The sequence below is a fragment of the Novimethylophilus kurashikiensis genome (assembly GCF_003112435.1).
In the GTDB taxonomy this organism is placed as follows: Bacteria; Pseudomonadota; Gammaproteobacteria; order Burkholderiales; family Methylophilaceae; genus Novimethylophilus; species Novimethylophilus kurashikiensis.
Map to the genome: position 1 here is coordinate 21,821 of NZ_BDOQ01000018.1, position 16,076 is coordinate 37,896.

Sequence of the window (16,076 nt, forward strand, 5' to 3'; positions counted from 1 at the left end):
TGGAGATTTAACATGGAGATGAGCAAAATCAAGGTCGCTCTTGGTGTTGCACTTGGTATGTCCGTCGCAATGCCGATGGCTGCCATGGCTGCTGCCGACCAAGAAGCTGCAATGGCGGATCAAAACAACTGGGCACACCCCCGTCACGACCATTCCAACCAAGGCTTCAGCGGCTTGACCCAAATCAACAAGGGTAACGTCAAGAACCTGAAGGCTGCTTGGACGTTCGCTACCGGTGTTAACCGCGGTCACGAAGGTTCCCCGCTGGTTATCGGTAACATGATGTACGTTCACACCGCATTCCCGAACAACGTTTACGCGTTGGACCTGAATGACAACCAGAAGATCGCTTGGGCTTACTTCCCGAAGCAAGATCCGTCCGTTCAAGCAGTTCTGTGCTGCGACAACGTGAGCCGTGGTCTGGGCTATGGCGATGGCAAGATCTTCTTGCAACAGAACGACGGCACGCTGGTCGCTCTGGATGCTAAGACCGGTGCTAAGGTTTGGGACGTTAAGGTTAATGATCCGAAGGTTGGCGCAACCAACACCAACGCTCCTCACGTCATCAAGGACAAGGTCCTGACCGGTTGCTCCGGTGCTGAATTCGGTGTTCGCTGCTTCATCGCTGCTTACAACCTGAAGGACGGCTCCCTGGCATGGAAGGCATACTCCACTGGTCCTGACAGCGAAGTGATGCTCGGTGCTGACTTCAACTCCGCTAACCCGCACTACAACGCTCTGAGCGTGTACGAAGACGTTAACGGTGGCAACAAGCAAGGCGGTTCCTTCAAGGCTCTGTCCAAGGATCAACTCAAGTTCCCTGAAAAGGATCTGGGTGTGAAGACCTGGCTCAAGCCGCAAGCAGTGAAGGACGGCTGGCAACACGGTGGTGGCTCCGTCTGGGGCTGGTGGCCGTATGATCCTAAGTCCAACCTGGTTTACTACGGTACGGGTAACCCCTCCGTTTGGAACCCGGACGTTCGTCCTGGCGACAACAAGTGGTCCATGACCATTTTCGCTCGTGACGTGGACACCGGTATCGCTAAGTGGGGCTATCAAATGACCCCGCACGACGAGTGGGACTACGACGGTATTAACGAAGTGATCCTGTGGGACAAGGGCGGCAAGAAGCTGGCTACCCACTTCGACCGTAACGGTTTCGGCTACACCTTCGACGCTTCCAACGGAACGCTGCTGGTTGCAGAAAAGGTTCACCCGTTCGTTAACTGGGCAACCAAGGTTGACATGAAGTCTGGCGTTCCTGAAAAGGACGGCAAGTACTCCACCCACCAAGACTACAATGCCAAGGGTATCTGCCCGGCAGCATTGGGTACCAAGGACCAACAGCCTGCTTCCTACTCTCCGAAGACCGGTCTGTTCTACGTACCGCTCAACCACGTTTGCATGACCTACGAACCGGTTGAATCCAAGTACGTTGCTGGTCAGCCTTGGGTTGGCGCTACCCTCACCATGTTCGCAGGTCCGGACGGCGTGATGGGCGGCTTCATGGGCTGGGATGGTTCCAAGGGTAAGGCAGTTTGGTACAACAAGGAGAAGTTCTCTTCTTGGGGTGGCTCTCTGGTTACCGCTTCCGACATCGTGTTCTACGGCACTCTGGACCGTTGGTTCAAGGCCGTTGACGCGAAGAACGGTAAGGAACTGTGGAAGTTCCAAGTTGGTTCCGGCGTGATCGGCAATGCCTTCACCTACGGCCACAAGGGTAAGCAATACGTTGGCGTGCTGTCCGGTATCGGCGGCTGGGCTGGCGTTGCTATGAACCTTGGTATGACCAACGACACCGACGCACTCGGTGCTGCTGGCGGCTACAAGGAACTGACCAAGTACAACGCTGCTCCTGGCGGCGGTGCACTGAACGTGTTCAGCCTGTAATTTCGATTACAGAACTAACCGTCAGTTAGTGTGTCAGAAAAACACCCCGCTTCGGCGGGGTGTTTTTTATCTAAAATTAGGCACTTAAAGTTAATTGGCGTAGAAGGAATTTGGAACAATGTTTGCACAACTGAAAGTGTTTGCTGCCATCGTGTTGTTTGGCTGCGCAATGAACGTACTGGCAGATGAAGCCGTGAAGCAGGAACTTGATTTCGATGCTGAAATCGGTCGAGGCGGTGAACCGGTACGGACCGAAAATGCAAATGAATTCCGTGTGTGTGCAGATAAAGATAATCTTCCGTACTCGAATGATCGAATGGAAGGTTTTGAGAATAAAATTGCAGAACTGATTGCCAAAGACCTAGGAAAACAGGTTAAATATCAGTTTTGGTATGATCGCATTGGGTTCATCCGTAACACCCTGAATGCGAGACGATGCGATGTGGTGATGGGCACAGTGGCAGGTAATGACATGGTGCTGACATCCAAGCCGTATTACCGTTCCGGCTATGTATTCGTCTATAAGAAAAGCAGTGGTCTGAAGATTACTGATTGGGACTCTCAGGATCTTCACAAGGCAAAAATTGGCGTAGTAGGTCAAACGCCACCTACGAGGCCCCTGTCAGACAAAGGTCTGCTGGAAAACTCACGGCCATACCGCATCATGCGGGATTTGAATTTGCCCCCGAGCTTCCTGATCGATGATCTGATTGCGGGAAAAATTGACGTGGCTGTCGTATGGGGACCCATTGGCGGTTACTATGCTAAAAAACTATCGGATGATCTGGTCGTCGTGCCAGCGCCGGAGTATGAACAAGAAAATGTTCATGGCAAGGAGTATTGGAATATTTCAGTAGGCGTTCGCAAAAAAGAGAAAGAACGTCTTGCCATGATCGAAGAGGTTTTGGATCGGCGTAAAGCGGATATCGAGAAGATCCTTGACGAATACGGCATCCCTCATCTGCCCGTAATTGTTGAGAAAAAACTTGAGCAGCCCTCCAAGCCATCCAAGGAGCAGGGTGATGCTATTCCTAAGTTCGAATAAGAACTTGCGTCAACTGATTCAGGTCGCTAGCGTTAATGGAAATGCAAGCAGTATTTTTTAAGTTTTGTAGCAATATCTTAAAACGAGGAGATGTCATGGTTAGCAAGAAGTTGGGCAAGGCCCGTTCTATTTTGGCGGTGCTGGCCTTAGGGGGCGCAATGGTTGTGAGCGGTAACGTTGCTGCTGAATGTAAGTTTGTGTCCACCAAGGGCGATGGTACACAGCCGCTCATCATCAAGCCGACCGACAAGGACACTCCAGAAGCCAAGCAATTCCTGGAAACCTGCGTTAACCCGTACACCAAGCGTTTCGCCAACGATCCTGAAGCTGCCAAGGCTGGTAAGAAGAAGTTCGGTTACTACTCTTGCACGCAGTGCCATGGTGGTAACGCCGGCGGCCAAACCGGCCCGAGCATCACCGACGACCGTTGGCAATATGCTAAGCATGTGACCGACAAGGGCATGTTCGAGACCATCGCTGGTGGTTCCGATGCTGGTATGCCGACTTGGCATCAACAACCGTCTGAAAATCCAGAGTTGTTGAGCACCGACGACATTCTGCAGATCATGGGTTGGCTGCGTTCGATGTACAAGGGCGGTGGCGATAAGCCTTGGCTGGATGAGAAACCAGTTCAGTAAAATTTGATCTATCGTTTATGATAACGGCCGTCAATTGCAAAATTGACGGCCGTTGTTTTTTGCATAAATAGTGCTTCAGTTAAAATACGATTCAACAACATCAGGAGAATAAGCATGAGGAGATTACACGTTGCTTTGGCGGTCCTTGCTGCGGTCGGGATTGTGGCATGTGGCAAAGGCGGTAGTAGTAATGGTGCGGCAGGCGGTAGCGCAGCTGCGACCGACGGAAAGATGATTCAATTCGTCACCACTCAGGATGGCAGCCCGATGGAGATCAAGCCCGAGTTGTTTGATACCCCGGCCGCTAAAGAATTTGCATCGACAGGCAAAAACCCCTACATCGGCAACCAGGAGGCGATGGAGCGCGGCAAGAAATTGTTCCAGATGTACTCTTGTACGCAGTGCCATGGCGGCGACGCTCAGGGGCAAACAGGTCCCAGCTTGCATGGGCCGGATTTCCGCTATGCCAAGGATGCTACCAACAAGGGCATGTTCGAAACTATCTGGCATGGAACGAACGGCGGTATGGGTGCTAAGGGTAAGGGCCTCATGGACCCGACCGATCCTACAAACGGATTGACCCCGGATGAAGTGCTTAAGATCCAGGCTTGGGTGCGTAGCCACGGCAAGACCACGGGTAACGAGTAAACAGCAAAGAACGGAGCGGTAATGGCATTAAAGAACCGGAATACCGGGCCTTCCCATCACATCGTTATTGTCGGTGGTGGGGCTGGCGGATTGGAACTGGCAACACGCTTGGGAGATACGCTGGGCAAGCATAACAAGGCCATCGTCACCTTGGTTGATAAATCGCCTACGCATCTCTGGAAACCGCTCCTGCATGAGGTGGCAGCGGGCAGTATGGACCTGGACGAGCACGAGCTCGAATATATGGCCCAAGCCCGCTGGCATCACTTCAGATTCCGTTTGGGCGCAATGGAAGGGTTAAACCGCGCCATGCGGGAAATCTACCTTGCGCCGTCATATGACGATGACGGCGAATTGCTGATCCCTCGCCGCACCATGCGCTACGATACTTTGGTTATGGCGCTGGGTAGTGTGTCCAATGATTTTGGCGTGCCTGGCGTTGCTGAGCATTGCATATCGCTCGACACACAGGCAGAGGCGGCCACTTTTCACCGCCGGCTTATCAATGCCTGTATACGTGCCCAAGTGCAAGAGACCAACTTGCGCCAGGGGCAGCTCAACGTCGCCATTATCGGAGCCGGAGCGACCGGCGTTGAGCTCGCGGCAGAGCTACATAACACTACCCGTGAACTTGCTGCTTATGGCCTAGACCGCATTGAGCCTGATCGCGACGTCAAGCTAAGCATTATCGAGGCAGCGCCACGTGTGCTACCGGCACTGCCTGAGGGGCTTTCGTTAGAGGTGCAGCGCCAGTTGACGAAGCTGAACATCTCTCTTGAACTGGGGGAGCGTGTCACCAAAGTCGATGACAAGGGCGTCTACACGCAAAGTGGCCGCTTGGTACCAGCAGAACTTGTGGTATGGGCAGCAGGGATCAAGGCCCCTGATTTCCTCAAGAACATCGACGGCCTCGAGACCAATAATGCCAATCAGCTGGTTGTGCGCTCCACGTTGCAGACTACGCGTGACGACAACATTTTCGCCATGGGCGACTGCGCGGCCTGTCCCTTAGGCGAAGGCCAAACCGGGCTTGTCCCGCCACGTGCCCAAGCGGCTCACCAACAAGCGTCCATGTTGATCAAGTCGATCAATAACCGCATGAAAGGTAAAGCGCTCCCTGAGTACAAATACCGAGATTTCGGTTCTCTGGTGAATCTCGGAAAGTACACGACGGTCGGTAATCTCATGGGAGGTATAACCGGCGGCAGTTTGTTCATTCAGGGGACGTTTGCAGGCATCATGTACCGCTCGCTATACAAGATGCACCTGTATGCGTTGCACGGATTGAGCAAGGTCGTATTGGACACTATCGCCAGGATGATCACGCGCAGAACAGAACCGCACGTGAAATTGCACTAATCGCGAGGTGTTTCAGACAAAGCCGCCCGTAAGGGCGGCTTTTTTATTGCCTAAACAGGATGCTTTGGCGATGGACGGTAGGATTTGTAGATTGCGCTCATGACTAGGCTTACGAAAGCGCCGAACAAAATGACGATCCAATGAATGGAAAGCTCGGCTTTTACCATCATGGCGTAGATGCCTATCATGAGAAGGATACCGAGGTTCTCGTTGAAATTCTGCACGGCGATGGAGTGGCCCGCGCCGATGAGAATATGGCCTCTATGCTGTAGCAAGGCGTTGAGCGGTACGACGAAATAACCAGAGAGCACACCGATCACGAACAGCAAGAAAGCCGCGATACGCCAATCGTGAACCAGAGTCATAGCCGCAACGAGAAACCCCATAGCGATGCCAGCTGGGAGCACCTTGACCGACTCTTGCAGCTTGACCGCCCGCGCAGCATAGACAGAACCGAATGCGATGCCAAGGGCGACCATCGCCGTGAGTTGGGTTGCCTTGTCCAGTCCCATATTAAGTGCGAGTGCGGCCCAAGCAATGACGACGAGGCGCATCGTTGCACCCGCCCCCCAAAACAAAGTTGTGACTGCCAGCGACACACGACCGAGGGGGTCTCGCCATAGCGCCGCAAAAGAGTGCCAGAAATCATGTAAGGCATAGAGCGGGTTGCGCTTGGGCATGCGGTGATCGATGGGGACATGCGGAATGCGCAGGTTGAAAAGCGCTGCCAGCAAGTAAAGTCCTGCAATAACTTCAAGTGCCAGATGAGAGTCTCTGGACGCCATCATTCCGCCCAAAATGGCGCCGAGAATGATGGCAGCGACAGTGGTGCCCTCCATCCAGCTGTTAGCTTTGACGAGCTGGTGGTGCGGCAAGTATTCGGTCAGGATGCCGTACTTGGCAGGGGAATAGGCTGCAGCACCGATACCCACTACGCCGTAAGCGTAGAGTGGCGGTAGGCCAGCCCACATTGCTGCACATCCACCCAGCTTGATAGCGTTGGAAATAAACATCACCCGGCCCTTAGGCAGTGCGTCAGCGAAAGGACCGACGAAGGGTGCGAGCACGATATACGAGATGACAAAAAACTCCTGCAGCAGGGGCGTGTGCCAATCGGGCGCGGAGACTTCTTTAAGCAGCGCTATCGCGGCGAACAACAGGGCATTGTCGGCAAGTGCAGATAGAAACTGCGCAATGAGGATGATGTAGAAACCAGGATTCATGAATGCGCGCCGCGGCAGAACAGCTAACTTGCCGCGGCTTTTTCGTTTTATATGACTGGCAGTTTACAGGGTCTCGGCAGCAAAATCCGCCAAACGAGAACGTTCACCTCGCATCAGCGTGATATGACCGCTATGCGGCCAGCCCTTGAAACGGTCAACGACATACGTTAAGCCCGAGCTACCCTCGGTCAAGTAAGGCGTATCGATCTGGGCGATATTGCCCAGGCAGACCACCTTTGTTCCAGGGCCTGCGCGTGTAATCAAGGTTTTCATCTGCTTGGGCGTCAGGTTCTGCGCCTCGTCGATGATCAGGAACTTATGCAGGAAAGTACGTCCCCGCATGAAGTTCATCGATTTCACCTTGATGCGTGTGCGAATCAAATCCTGGGTGGCGGCACGCCCCCAATCGCCGGCATCGTCGTCGCTCTTGTTCAATACGTCCAGGTTATCTTCCAGCGCGCCCATCCATGGCGTCATCTTTTCTTCCTCGGTCCCCGGCAAGAAACCTATATCCTCGCCTACTGGCACCGTCACACGCGTCATGATGATTTCGCTGTAGATTTTTTTATCCAGCGTCTGGGTGAGGGCGGAAGCTAGTGTTAGCAACGTCTTGCCCGTTCCCGCCTGGCCCAAGAGCGTGATGAAATCGATCTCCGGGTCCATCAGTAGGTTGAGGGCGAAATTCTGTTCGCGGTTGCGCGCTGTGATGCCCCATACGTTGTGCTTTTGCTGGGTGTAGTCTTTGAGCACTTCCAGCACCGCCGTCTTGCCCTCCTGCTTGCGTACGATGGCATGGAAAGGTGATTCGTGCTCGTAGAAAATGAATTCGTTGACCAGGAAGGATGGGCAGAGCGGGCCGGAGATGCGATAGAACATGCGGCCGGCCTCTTGCCACGATTCCATGTGCTTGCTGTGCTTGTCCCAGAAGTCCGCAGGCAGTTCCTTGACGCCCGTATACAGCAGCTCGGTGTCTTCAAGTACCTTGTCGTTGAAATAGTCTTGCGCAGCAATGCCCATCGCTCGCGCCTTGATGCGGATGTTGATGTCCTTGCTGACGAGGATGACCTGCCGTTCCGGGAATTTCTTCTGCTGGTGGGCGACGACGCTCAGAATCTGGTTATCAGCCTTGCTGCCCGCCAGCATGGGGAGTTCGTCAGTGATGATGGCGCGGGTTTGAAGGAACAATCGGCCGCTGCTGAAATTGTTGCCGTTCTTGGAAAGCGGGCAACCTTCCTCCAATGTTTCCATGGTCGAGCCGATGATTTCCTCGATGAATCGACTAGCCTGGCGTGCGTTACGGGCGACTTCTGTCATGCCCTTCTTGTTGTTGTCGAGTTCTTCGAGCGTGACCATCGGGAGGTAGATGTCATGCTCTTCGAAACGGAACAAGCTTGATGGGTCGTGCATCAGGACGTTGGTATCGAGCACGAAAAGCTTGGTCTGGTTGCCGCGTTTTTTGGCCATGCGAGGCGATCCTTTTCTTTTCACAGGTTCAACAACGTTAAGAACATCCCCACTCTACCGCGTTCCCGCGGTAGTTTTACAACGATTTGATGAAATCCAGCACTTGCTGCGCGTGGCCGTCCACCTTGACCCCGCGCCACTCCTGCTTCAACGTGCCGTCGGCACCGATGACAAAGGTGCTGCGTTCCACGCCACGGACCTGCTTTCCGTACATGTTCTTCATTTTCATCACGCCGAAGAGGTTGCATACGACTTCTTCAGGGTCGCTGAGTAGCTCGAAAGGCAGATTGAGCTTGGCCTTGAAGTTTTCATGCGATTTGAGGCTATCGCGCGAAACTCCTAATACCGTGGCGCTAGCGGCTGCAAACTGAGGATAAAGGTCGCGGAAATGCTGGCCTTCGGTCGTGCAGCCGGGGGTGGAGTCCTTGGGGTAGAAGTAAATAACGAGTGGCTTGCCGAGGTGCTGCGAAAGTTGGAACGAAGTACCCCCGGTAGAGGCGAGCTCGAAATCCGGGACTGACTGGTTTAGCATGACTCACCAATGATTACTATGAATGCTCCCATTGTTGTGAAAAACCGCGAGCAAGGCAAGAGCAGCGCGCCGCACCGTCCACTCAGGCTATTTTTCGCCTTATGGCCGAGCAGGGCGTTGGCCCAGGATTGTCACCGACTTGCCGACAGGCTTCGTCAGGAATGCGGAGGACGAATGATGCGCGTCGATACGGTGCATATGACTTTGCTGTTTCTTGGAGATACCCAAGCAGAGCGGCTGGATGACCTGATGACGGCAGCACAACAGGTGCACGGTGATGCATTCGAAATGCATTTGGATGAGGTGCGTGGCTGGCGCCATAACGCTATTGTCTATGCAGCGCCATCGAAGTTGCCGGATCAGCTTGCCGGACTGGTGGCCGATTTGCGAGAGCACATCGAAGCGGCGGGGTTTCATTTCGACGCAAAAGCGTTCAAACCCCACGTCACGCTACTGCGCAATGCGGGGTGTATCTCCGATGTTCAGCAATTGGTCGCCATGCCTTGGCGGGCCGAAGAATTTGTATTGGTACAGTCGGTTCCAGATGCCGGTCGTATGCGCTACGACATCATCGGACGGTGGCCCCTGCAAACCCCTGTTATTCCAGCCGGAAATTGATTGGCACGATGATGGTGAATTCCCGGCCGCGCAAGGCTTCAGGCGGTTGGGGGAGGGGCGTGGCTTTGCGCACCATTTCCAGGGCTTGTTTGTCCAGCACTTCGTAATTGCTGGATTCGATCACGCTGCTCGATCGAATGTTGCCTGCCGCATCAATATGCAGCTCGACTTTCACCGTACCCTGCCACCCTCGCATTTGCGCCAGTCGCGGATACTGTTTGTATTTGGCAAATTCTCGCGAAAGCAAGCTGCCGTAGTTGCCGCGAGCGTTTTCAATGTCCTGTTCTGACGGACCCCTGGGGCGAACGGGCTCTGGAACAGGCACTACGGGCGTGGCTTCCTTAGGCGGTTCCGTGGTCGGTGGTGCCGTCATGACGGGAGGGGGAGAAGGTTTGACCGGTTCAGTCACAGGGTTGGTGACCGGCGGTAACACTTGCGGTTCGGCCTTGGGCGCTGGCGTCTGCTGGATCTTAGGCGGGGGTGGCAGCGGTTTCTTTTCGGTCTTGGGCTTTTCCTTTACCGGCTCGGGTTTTGGAGGCTCGGGCGGTGGGGGCAGCGGCTTGGGCTGAGGCTTAAGCAGCTCGACACTGAGTACCGGCTGTTGCAAAGGCTTTTCTTCTCCGATTCGAGGCAACACCCCGAACAGCATGGCATGCAGTGCGACGGAAATCAGCAGCGTGGCAACCAGATGAGCGTGGCTGTTTCGATGCGATGATGTTTCCTGAGGCGCGGCCATGGGTGAATGTCGGAATAAGACAAAAGAACCGGATTATAGCAGCTAATAAAAATCCGTCTCTTTGCGCTAATTGGATGATTTTTAAGACAAACCTTATTCCCATTCCAGCTTGGGATACAGGATATTGACGTTACGGCGGTTGACCGAGTCAAACAGCACCCATTGTGTCCGCTCGCCGGCAGCAGCAGTCTCCATGGTTTTCTCCATGGAAATGCCTTGTTTGATATTGCTACGAATGTCGGCCAGCAATATCTCGAAATAATGCTTTTCCTTCTCCATCGCCGCCTGCCATTCTTTGGTTACAGCCCCATGGCCGGGGATAGCGAGTTGGGCGGGTAACTTTTCCAAGTCGGGAATGATCTTGAGCCAGCTCAGCGTGTCGCCGTCCATTGAAGGCGTTCTCTCCACGAACAGCAAATCCCCTGTCCAGAGCGTGCCGGTTTTTTGATCCAGAACGGTCAGATCGGCCGAGGTATGAGCTGGCGGCCAGGCTTGTAACGATAGCGTGCGCTCACCCAAGTCGAGTTCCTGCTTGGATGCCACTGCAAGCGCAGGCTTGATCATCTCGCTCCCGGCAAATGCCTCGCCCAGCCAAGCTTGATTGTTGCGCAAATAGGTTTCCTTGCGGAGCTCCATCGCATCAGCGAGTTTCGCGTGCCCTACGAATATTGGCTGGTCAGCCTTGAACGCCGCATTGCCGAAAATGTGGTCGGGATGCACATGGGTATTGATCACATACAGAATGGGCAGGTCGGTGACCTTGCGGATGGCTTCTCTCAGTTGCATGCCGACGCGGTAGGAACCTCCGCTATCGACCACCGCCACGCCCTTTTTGCCAACGATGAAGCCGATATTGCAGATATCCCCGTGATAGCCCTCGTCCAGTTCTTCGTGCACGCCGTGATGGACGTAGACGCCGTCGGCTACTTTCTCCATGGCGAGGGCCTCAGCACGGGCGGAAGCGAATGCGATGAGGCAGATCAGGCCAAGACAACAAGTGGCGAGCTTGGGGTACTTCTGCATAACGTTTGGACTCCTTAAAACGGTTTGTGCCGAGCGGTGTCTACAGTATCAAAAACGTGTATATTCGTGCCACTGAAACCACAATAACCAACTTAATTCATCGAGGAGCTAGGCTGAACTTATGAGCGAAGCAATCCAAAAATACAGCAAACCTGCAATTCTTCTTCATTGGCTGATCGCGCTGCTGATTTTCGCGCTGTTCGCGCTTGGCCTGTTCATGGGAGATCTTCCCAAAGACGCTCCGAAATCGACGACGCTGGATCTGTTCAATTTGGGCATTCACACCATGCAGTTCAACGAAGCGATTTCTCCGCGCACGTTTTACTTCAACCTTCACAAATCGCTGGGTTTCACGGTCGTCATCCTGCTGGTGCTACGCATTGTGGTGCGCCTAAAGAACGGCGTTCCGGCTTTCCCATCCAACATGACCGTGCGCGACATCAAGATGGCCGAGCATACCCACAAGCTGCTCTACGCTCTCATGCTCGGTGTGTTGGTCGCCGGCCTGGGCAATACCTACCTCAGCAAATATGGCTTGAACTGGTTCGGCGTGCATGTTTTCAGCGGCGTGGATAATCCTGACATGCGCCATCTGTTCGTCGAAGCCCATGAGTTCCTGGCTTGGGCTCTCATGGCAGGCGTCGCCTTACACATTGCGGCAGCGCTCAAGCACAAGTTCGTGGATAAAGACCAGATCATGCAGCGTATGACTTTCCGGTAATACAGAAGGTTGTCAACTAAACAAAACGGGGCGCTCCATGCGCCCCGTTTTGTTTTGGTGCTTAACCTGCAACTTCGGTGTGCTGCTCGAACTCCTTGCCTTCGTTGTCGATGGCTTTAACGTCTAAGGTGCCGGGGCCTTCAGGCTGGTAGAAGAAGCGTACGTAGGGGTCTTCGGAAGTGCCGACGCCGAAGTCGATGTGCATCACGGGTTTACCGTTGTAGCTCAAGTCCAGCTTCTGCATATAGAAGGCAGGGCGATAGCCACCAGAAACCAGATCGCGCTGCAGCCCGGTGAACATGGGATGCTTGATCATCAGCGTAGCGGGATTCGCTTCGCCGAACTTGACCGGCTTGTCGACGTTGACCTTGATCTTGCCTGATGCAGCACGAATGGCTTTCTCGTCGCCGTCCACGGGGCCGCCGCAGCCACCTGCAGCACGGATGGGAAGCGCAGTCATGTAGAACTTGCCGTCCGCCGTCTCGCCCACGGCATGGATGAAGGAATCGGTTTCCATGCGTACACGGGTGGAAATCTGCGCCTTGCCGTTGAGCGGGGTGAACTGGTAAGTGGCCGCGAGTGGGATCGGATTGGCGTCGACGATGATATAGACCTTGCGAATGGCATCTGCTGCATCCAAGGGTTTATCAACAGTTAGCGTGATCGGCACCTGTGCGCCGCTTTCGGCACGTGCCGGGCCTTCCAGTTTGATGAAATCCGCCTTCTCTATGGTTTTGCCGGCAAAGAACGTTTCCTGCAACGCTGGCCACAATGCCGTCGATGCTTCTGCTGCGGCTGCAGCGCTGTACAACGCCGCCACTATGCCAGCTAAGCCCAACGCTGCTTGATGCTTCAACCCCATCGCGTATCCCCTCTGATCCAATTAATATTAGTAAAAATGCATATTGTAGACCGTGATTCTGCTGCCTAGTTCCTTTGTTTAACAGCTATGGTCTAGCCGCCGACTGTGTGCATGACACGGATCATGCGACCGTCGGGAATTTCGCCGTGAGCCAATACGTTGAGGTGCGGAATCGAGCGCCGCAGAAAGCGCGCCAGCAGCATGCGCAGCGGGCTTGGAACCAGCAATACGGCGGGAATCCCCATCTGTTCCTGTTGTTCTGCAGCCTGATTAATGCCTTGCAAGAGCTGCTCTGCCAAACCCGGCTCCAGTCCTGGACCCTCAGCCCCCGTGGTTTGAGTGGCTTGCATGAGAATGCCCTCCAGCCGCGGCGCCATAGCGATGACCTGGATCTCGCTGTTGCCGGGGAAGAGCTGCTGGGTGATCGCCCGTCCGAGAGATACCCGAACAGCGGCCGTGAGTTGATCGCCATCCTGAGTGCGCGAGGCATGATCGGAGAGTGCCTCGATGATAGTGCGCATGTCGCGGATATGGACACCTTCCGACAACAGATTCTGCAGCACTTTTTGCAGTGTCCCCAGCGGCAACACCTTGGGGATAAGGTCTTCCACCAGTTTGGGCGATTCCTTGCCCACACGATCCAGCAGTTGCTGGGTTTCTTCACGGCCGAGCAGTTCTGGGGCATGGCTCTGGATGACGTTGGAGAGATGCGTGGCGACCACGGTAGAAGCATCAACCACGGTATAGCCGAAGGCTTGCGCCTGTTCCCTATTCTCTTCAGTGACCCAGGTGGCGGGAAGGCCGAACGTGGGGTCGGTGGTCTTGGTGCCCGTCAGTTCGCCCATCACGCGACCTGGGTTGATGGCGAGATATTGCCCGGTATAGGCCTCGCCTTGCCCGACCTCGACGCCTTTCAAGGTGACGCGATAGGCGTTGGGTTTGAGTTCCAGGTTGTCGCGAATATGGACGGCTGGGACCAAAAAGCCCATGTCCTGGGCGAATTTCTTGCGAATGCCCCGAATGCGCCGTAGCAGCTCACCGTCCTGCCCGCGATCCACCAGAGGAATCAAGCGATAGCCGACCTCCAGGCCCAGGATATCGACAGGCACGACATCGTCCCAACCGACTTCCGGCATTTCAGCGGGGGGCGGTGGCGCGGTAGCTGCTTCTTCACGCGCCGTGACTTCGGCTTCGCGCGCTCGTTTGTCCATGAGATAACCAGCACCTGCAGTGAGTCCCCCCAGGGCCATGAACGCGAAATGGGGCATACCGGGCAGGATGCCTAGCGCCATCAACATGCCGCCTGTCAGGTACAGCACCTTGGAATTGCTCATCATCTGGCCCAACAGCTGCGAGCCGATGTCCTCGTTGCTGTCGGCACCGACGCGAGTCACGACGATACCTGCCGCCGTCGAGATGATGAGTGCCGGAATTTGTGCGACTAGGCCGTCGCCGATGGTGAGCAAGGTGTAGTTGTTGAGCGCGGTTCCGAAGTCGAGCCCGTGCTGCACCATGCCGACGATGAGGCCGCCGATGATATTGATCAGCGTAATCATGATGCCGGCAACCGCATCGCCGCGAACGAATTTACTGGCACCGTCCATGGAGCCGTAGAATTCGGCTTCTTGCGCGATTTCGGAGCGACGCTTGCGCGCAACTTCTTCGCCGATGAGGCCGGCATTGAGGTCGGCGTCGATAGCCATCTGCTTGCCAGGCATAGCATCAAGGGTAAAGCGTGCGCTCACCTCTGCGATACGGCCGGCACCCTTGGTAATCACCACGAAATTGATGATCACCAGGATGATGAAGACGATGATGCCGACCGTGTAATTACCCCCGACCAGGATATGCCCGAAGGCCTCGATCACCTTGCCGGCGGCATCGGGACCGGTATGGCCTTCCATCAGCACGACGCGGGCGGACGCTACGTTGAGCGAAAGCCGCAGCAGGGTGGTCAGCAACAGGACGGTAGGAAAGGCGGCGAAATCGAGCGGTTTAAGGGTATAGACGCTCACCATGATGACGATGATGGAAAGCGCGATGTTGAAGGTGAACAAGAGGTCGAGCAGGAACGGCGGCAACGGCAGCACCATCATCATCAGGATCATGATGATGAGCAGGGGCGCTGCGAATTCGCGAATATTCAGCCGGGGTGCAGCCAGAACTGCCATTATGCGGTGTCGTCCTCAAAGTCCATGCCGGGCGGAACGGGAAGATCCGTGGGCAACTGCGGCATGGGGCCGCCTTCCTTATTATAACTGCGCAGCTGGTAAACATAAGCCAACACTTCGGCCACTGCTGAGAACAAGGTCGTGGGGATTTCCTGGTCGAGCTCGGCATGCTTGTACAGGGCTCGGGCAAGCGGCGGTGCTTCCAATATCGGTACGTTGTTTTCTTCGCCCAATTCGCGAATACGCTGGGCCAGCAGGTATGAACCCTTGGCGACCACGCGCGGTGCCCGCATTTCACCCTGCCGGTAAACCAGGGCGACAGCGTAGTGCGTCGGGTTGGTGACGATCACGTCGGCCTTGGGTACTTCGGACATCATGCGCTTTCGAGCCGCTTCGCGTTGCATGGCGCGGATGCGGCCCTTGAGCATGGGGTCGCCTTCGCTTTCCTTGGCTTCTCTCCGTACCTCTTCCTTGGTCATGCGCAGCTTGCGGTAGTAATCCCAAAGCTGAAACGGAACATCCAGCGCCACGATGAACGCCATCGCGCCGGTAATCAGGATGAAGGTCCACGCCAGCATGTGCGCCATGTGCGGAATGCTGCCGGTGACCGGTTCCTTGACGAGTGAGAGAATTTCATCTTGTTTGCTCATCACTACCCAGTAGCCCACGCTGCCTACCAAGACGGCTTTCAGCACGGCTTTAGCCAGCTCCACCAAGCTAGTGACCGAAAACATGCGGGTAATGCCTTTGAGAGGATTCAGACGGCCGAAATCGGGTTCCAGCGCTTCGACGCTGAACAGCCATCCGCCGATGGACATAGGGGCGGCCAGCACCGCGATGATTAGGACGACCATCAAGGGGATGAACAACATGAGCACGGTAATCACCGCGTCCATGAAGCTGCTCCACAACTGATCGGTATGTTCCAGGCTGCTGCGGTCGAAGGTAAACCAATGTTGGGCAAGGTCGAGCAGGCCGGCGGAGAACTTCGGACCGAGCATCAGCAAGCCGGTGCCGCCGACAATCAGGATGGCGAAGGTATTGAGTTCGCGCGAACGCGGGATGTTGCCTTTGGAACGCGCGTCTTCAAGTCGCCGCGGCGACGCCGATTCGGTCCGTTCGAGATCGCTATCCTCAGCCATGTCG

The 16,076-nt window shown here is 55.1% G+C and carries 15 protein-coding genes; 7 read left to right on the forward strand and 8 right to left on the reverse strand.

What is annotated here, in order from left to right; genetic code table 11:
- Positions 1-12 precede the first annotated feature (12 nt).
- The 5 genes from NMK_RS14370 (at position 13) to NMK_RS14390 (ending at position 5,580) form a co-directional block, all read left to right on the forward strand.
- The gene (locus tag NMK_RS14370; RefSeq protein WP_109016459.1) at positions 13-1,890 is read left to right on the forward strand and encodes a methanol/ethanol family PQQ-dependent dehydrogenase; all 1,878 of its coding nucleotides are present in this window, start codon (positions 13-15) and stop codon (positions 1,888-1,890) included.
- Between the two features lie 118 nt (positions 1,891-2,008).
- Positions 2,009-2,935 carry a substrate-binding domain-containing protein gene (locus NMK_RS14375; protein ID WP_181376298.1) on the forward strand — a complete coding sequence of 309 codons (927 nt, stop codon included), beginning with the start codon at positions 2,009-2,011 and terminating at the stop codon, positions 2,933-2,935.
- Between the two features lie 95 nt (positions 2,936-3,030).
- Entirely contained in the window at positions 3,031-3,573 is a 543-nt protein-coding gene (locus NMK_RS14380) for a c-type cytochrome (RefSeq protein WP_109016460.1), read from the forward strand.
- Between the two features lie 114 nt (positions 3,574-3,687).
- Entirely contained in the window at positions 3,688-4,221 is a 534-nt protein-coding gene (locus NMK_RS14385; protein WP_109016461.1) for a c-type cytochrome, read from the forward strand.
- Between the two features lie 21 nt (positions 4,222-4,242).
- The gene (locus NMK_RS14390) at positions 4,243-5,580 is read left to right on the forward strand and encodes an NAD(P)/FAD-dependent oxidoreductase (RefSeq protein WP_109016462.1); all 1,338 of its coding nucleotides are present in this window, start codon (positions 4,243-4,245) and stop codon (positions 5,578-5,580) included.
- Between the two features lie 50 nt (positions 5,581-5,630).
- Here NMK_RS14390 and lplT read toward each other — a convergent pair whose 3' ends face one another.
- The 3 genes from lplT to NMK_RS14405 all read right to left on the reverse strand — a co-directional run bounded on the left by lplT (position 5,631) and on the right by NMK_RS14405 (position 8,799).
- Positions 5,631-6,803 (reverse strand): lysophospholipid transporter LplT, encoded by a 1,173-nt coding sequence (gene lplT, locus NMK_RS14395; protein ID WP_109016463.1) that lies wholly within the window; start codon positions 6,801-6,803, stop codon positions 5,631-5,633.
- 63 nt (positions 6,804-6,866) lie between these two features.
- The gene (locus tag NMK_RS14400; RefSeq protein ID WP_109016464.1) at positions 6,867-8,267 is read right to left on the reverse strand and encodes a PhoH family protein; all 1,401 of its coding nucleotides are present in this window, start codon (positions 8,265-8,267) and stop codon (positions 6,867-6,869) included.
- 76 nt (positions 8,268-8,343) lie between these two features.
- On the reverse strand, positions 8,344-8,799 hold the full coding sequence (locus tag NMK_RS14405; protein ID WP_109016465.1) for a peroxiredoxin: 456 nt from the start codon (positions 8,797-8,799) through the stop codon (positions 8,344-8,346).
- Between the two features lie 18 nt (positions 8,800-8,817).
- On the opposite strand from NMK_RS14405, the gene thpR reads away from it, so the two are divergent.
- A complete protein-coding gene (thpR, locus tag NMK_RS14410; protein ID WP_227871526.1) occupies positions 8,818-9,417 on the forward strand; it encodes an RNA 2',3'-cyclic phosphodiesterase in 600 nt (199 codons plus the stop codon).
- Here thpR and NMK_RS14415 read toward each other — a convergent pair.
- The gene (locus NMK_RS14415) at positions 9,398-10,153 is read right to left on the reverse strand and encodes an energy transducer TonB (protein ID WP_109016467.1); all 756 of its coding nucleotides are present in this window, start codon (positions 10,151-10,153) and stop codon (positions 9,398-9,400) included. The two genes, thpR and NMK_RS14415, sit on opposite strands and share 20 nt — an antisense overlap.
- A gap of 93 nt (positions 10,154-10,246) precedes the next feature.
- The gene (locus tag NMK_RS14420) at positions 10,247-11,176 is read right to left on the reverse strand and encodes a quinoprotein relay system zinc metallohydrolase 2 (protein ID WP_109016468.1); all 930 of its coding nucleotides are present in this window, start codon (positions 11,174-11,176) and stop codon (positions 10,247-10,249) included.
- A gap of 121 nt (positions 11,177-11,297) precedes the next feature.
- Here NMK_RS14420 and NMK_RS14425 point away from each other — a divergent pair, with 121 nt between their 5' ends.
- Entirely contained in the window at positions 11,298-11,897 is a 600-nt protein-coding gene (locus tag NMK_RS14425) for a cytochrome b (RefSeq protein WP_109016469.1), read from the forward strand.
- A gap of 61 nt (positions 11,898-11,958) precedes the next feature.
- Here NMK_RS14425 and NMK_RS14430 read toward each other — a convergent pair whose 3' ends face one another.
- The 3 genes from NMK_RS14430 to flhB form a co-directional block, all read right to left on the reverse strand.
- Entirely contained in the window at positions 11,959-12,759 is an 801-nt protein-coding gene (locus NMK_RS14430) for a quinoprotein dehydrogenase-associated SoxYZ-like carrier (protein ID WP_109016470.1), read from the reverse strand.
- Between the two features lie 92 nt (positions 12,760-12,851).
- Positions 12,852-14,930 carry a flagellar biosynthesis protein FlhA gene (gene flhA, locus NMK_RS14435; protein WP_109016471.1) on the reverse strand — a complete coding sequence of 693 codons (2,079 nt, stop codon included), beginning with the start codon at positions 14,928-14,930 and terminating at the stop codon, positions 12,852-12,854.
- Positions 14,930-16,072, reverse strand: a complete 1,143-nt coding sequence (gene flhB, locus NMK_RS14440; RefSeq protein WP_109016472.1) for a flagellar biosynthesis protein FlhB — start codon at positions 16,070-16,072, stop codon at positions 14,930-14,932. The genes flhA and flhB overlap by 1 nt, the downstream gene beginning before the upstream one ends.
- Between the last annotated feature and the right edge of the window lie 4 nt (positions 16,073-16,076).